Annotated in this window: 1 protein-coding gene; it reads left to right on the top strand. The window is 58.7% G+C overall.

Features of this window, described 5'->3' with window-relative positions; translation table 11 throughout:
- Positions 1–299, top strand: a 299-nt coding sequence (locus AC1DCY_RS27705; RefSeq protein ID WP_477355991.1) for a hypothetical protein, incomplete at its 5' end; no start/stop codon positions are given.
- Positions 300–429 lie beyond the last annotated feature (130 nt).

Genomic DNA, 429 nt, shown 5'->3' with positions numbered 1-429 from the left:
ACCCGATCGAGTTCAGGCGCAATGCCCGACTGTACGAAAACAAGACCGACCTGCTGGATGAGTTGCGCGAAGCTCAACACGCCTGGGTCCGTTCCAAAGGCATGCAGATTGCTCAACGACAGGCACTCAAACAGCGCGTCGAGGACCTCGCCCGGCAATTCAACGTCGACGACAGCGTTGTACTCACCGATGAGGACATGAGCGATGAAGTCTATGGAGGATTGCTCAACGACATTGGCTACGAGGAGAAGCAGCTGAGCAGGCGGTTGACGCGCGAGGCGTTGCACAAGGCCGCGTAGAGGTAACCCGCCCTGAAGGCTCCCGGCCCCGCCTTCAGGGCTTTACCGGAAAACCGGTTCGCGCCTCACGGTTATCCCACTTCGGAGTCCCAGATCACCGTGATAGTCCCGGAATAGTTGGCTGCTACAC

The organism is Lysinibacillus sp. 10T31, from assembly GCF_056394365.1.
This window is presented reverse-complemented; position numbering and strand designations above follow the sequence as displayed.